This window comes from Sphingomonas jatrophae (assembly GCF_900113315.1).
GTDB lineage: Bacteria > Pseudomonadota > Alphaproteobacteria > Sphingomonadales > Sphingomonadaceae > Sphingomonas_P > Sphingomonas_P jatrophae.
Genome location: NZ_FOZG01000006.1, coordinates 1 through 2,634, shown reverse-complemented (window position 1 = coordinate 2,634; position 2,634 = coordinate 1). Strand labels below are relative to the sequence as shown.

The following is a 2,634-nucleotide window of genomic DNA, read 5'->3' as shown; positions in this document are numbered from 1 at the left end:
CTTAGGCGATAGTACCATCGGCGCTGTCCGGTTTCACGGCCGAGTTCGAGATGGGATCGGGTGGGTCACGGACGCTATGGCCACCAAGCTATGAGGCCGGCGCGTGTCGAGGATGTTCTAGAAACCGATGCACCTGATGCTTGAGCTTTGAAGTCAGCCCTGTCGTTGATGGTGGGACTTTCAAGCGCGAATAGAGCGATTAGTATCGGTTAGCTCCATGGATTACTCCACTTCCACATCCGATCTATCAAGGTCGTGGTCTTCGACCGCTCTAAGATATCTTATCTCGAGGGAGGCTTCCCGCTTAGATGCTTTCAGCGGTTATCCCGTCCATGCATAGCTACCCTGCTGCACCGTTGGCACGATGACAGGTCCACCAGAGGCATGTTCAACCCGGTCCTCTCGTACTAGGGTCAACTCCTCTCAAATATCGACGCCCACGGCAGATAGGGACCAAACTGTCTCGCGACGTTCTGAACCCAGCTCACGTACCACTTTAATTGGCGAACAGCCAAACCCTTGGGACCTGCTCCAGCCCCAGGATGTGATGAGCCGACATCGAGGTGCCAAACAACCCCGTCGATATGAGCTCTTGGGGGTTATCAGCCTGTTATCCCCGGCGTACCTTTTATCCGTTGAGCGATGGCCCTTCCACGAGGGACCACCGGATCACTATGACCGACTTTCGTCTCTGCTCGACTTGTCAGTCTCGCAGTCAGGCTGGCTTATGCCATTGCACTCTAACAGCCGGTTTCCAACCGGCCTGAGCCAACCATCGCGCGCCTCCGTTACTCTTTAGGAGGCGACCGCCCCAGTCAAACTACCCGCCACAGAGGGTCCCTCACCCGGCTTCACGGGTGCAGGTTAGACATCAGAAAACAGCAGGGTGGTATTTCACCTATGGCTCCACCAAGGCTGGCGCCCTGGCTTCAAAGCCTCCCACCTATGCTACACAGCTCTTTCCTAATGCCACTCTGAAGCTGCAGTAAAGGTGCACGGGGTCTTTCCGTCTAACCGCGGGTACTCCGCATCTTCACGGAGAATTCAATTTCGCTGAGCATATCCTGGAGACAGTGGGGAAGTCGTTACGCCATTCGTGCAGGTCGGAACTTACCCGACAAGGAATTTCGCTACCTTAGGACCGTTATAGTTACGGCCGCCGTTTACCTGGGCTTCATTTCGGAGCTTGCACCCCTCCACTTAACCTTCAGGCACCGGGCAGGCGTCAGACCCTATACGTCGTCTTGAAGCCGACTTAGCAGAGCCCTGTGTTTTTGCTAAACAGTCGCTACCCCCTGGCCTGTGCCCCCCATCAGTGCTTGCGCATAGATGGGGCCTCCTTCTTCCGAAGGTACGGAGGCAATTTGCCGAGTTCCTTCAGGATACTTCACTCAAGCGCCTTGGTATACTCTACCAGACCACCTGTGTCGGTTTCGGGTACGGTCTATACGGTGGGGCTATTTCCTGGAACCACTTCGCAGCACACCCAATCCAATAAGGGCATACCACTTACGCGATCCGTCACACACCACCAGGCTGCGGAATATTAACCGCATTCCCATCGACTACCCCCTTCGGGCTCGTCTTAGGGGCCGGCTCACCCTGCGCGGATTAGCCTTGCGCAGGAACCCTTGGTCTTTCGGCGACAGGGCATCTCACCCTGTTTATCGCTACTCATGTCTGCATTCGCACTTCCGATACCTCCACAGCCCATTACCAGACTGCTTCACAGGCTTACGGAACGCTCCGCTACCGCGTGGATAAATCCACACCCTAAGCTTCGGTGCACGTCTTGAGCCCCGTTACATCTTCGCCGCAGGATCTCTTGTTTAGACCAGTGAGCTGTTACGCTTTCTTTAAAGGATGGCTGCTTCTAAGCCAACCTCCTGGTTGTTTTGGAAATCCCACATGCTTTCCCACTTAGACGTGACTTGGGGACCTTAGCTGTAGGTCAGGGCTGTTTCCCTCTTGACGACGGACCTTAGCACCCGCCGTCTGTCTCCCGTGCATTACTCGATGGTATTCGGAGTTTGGTTAGGTGCGGTAGATCTCGCGACCCCCTAGCCCATCCAGTGCTCTACCCCCATCGGTATTCACACGAGGCACTACCTCAATAGTTTTCGCGGAGAACCAGCTATTTCCCGGCTTGATTGGCCTTTCACCCCTAAACACAACTCATCCGGTACCTTTTCAACGGTAATCGGTTCGGACCTCCAGTGGGTGTTACCCCACCTTCATCCTGGTCATGCCTAGATCGCCGGGTTTCGGGTCTAATGCATCGAACTAAAAACGCCCTATTCAGACTCGCTTTCGCTGCGCCTACACCTAACGGCTTAAGCTTGCTCGATACATTAAGTCACAGACCCATTATGCAAGAGGTACGCCATCAGACCCTAAAGATCCTCTGACTGCTTGTAGGCATTCGGTTTCAGGTACTGTTTCACTCCCCTCATCGGGGTGCTTTTCACCTTTCCCTCACGGTACTTGTTCGCTATCGGTCGCATACGAGTATTTAGGCTTAGAGGGTGGTCCCCCTATGTTCAGACAGGATTACACGTGTCCCGCCCTACTCAAGTCCTGACACATCAGTTTCGCATACGGGACTGTCACCCGCTATGGTCGGCCTTTCCAAAC

Annotated in this window: 2 rRNA genes; both read right to left on the bottom strand. The window is 54.6% G+C overall.

What is annotated here, in order from left to right:
- Nucleotides 1-88, bottom strand: a 5S ribosomal RNA gene (rrf, locus tag BM360_RS19160); the annotation flags it as partial.
- 92 nt (nucleotides 89-180) lie between these two features.
- Nucleotides 181-2,634 (bottom strand): 23S ribosomal RNA (locus BM360_RS19155); the annotation flags it as partial.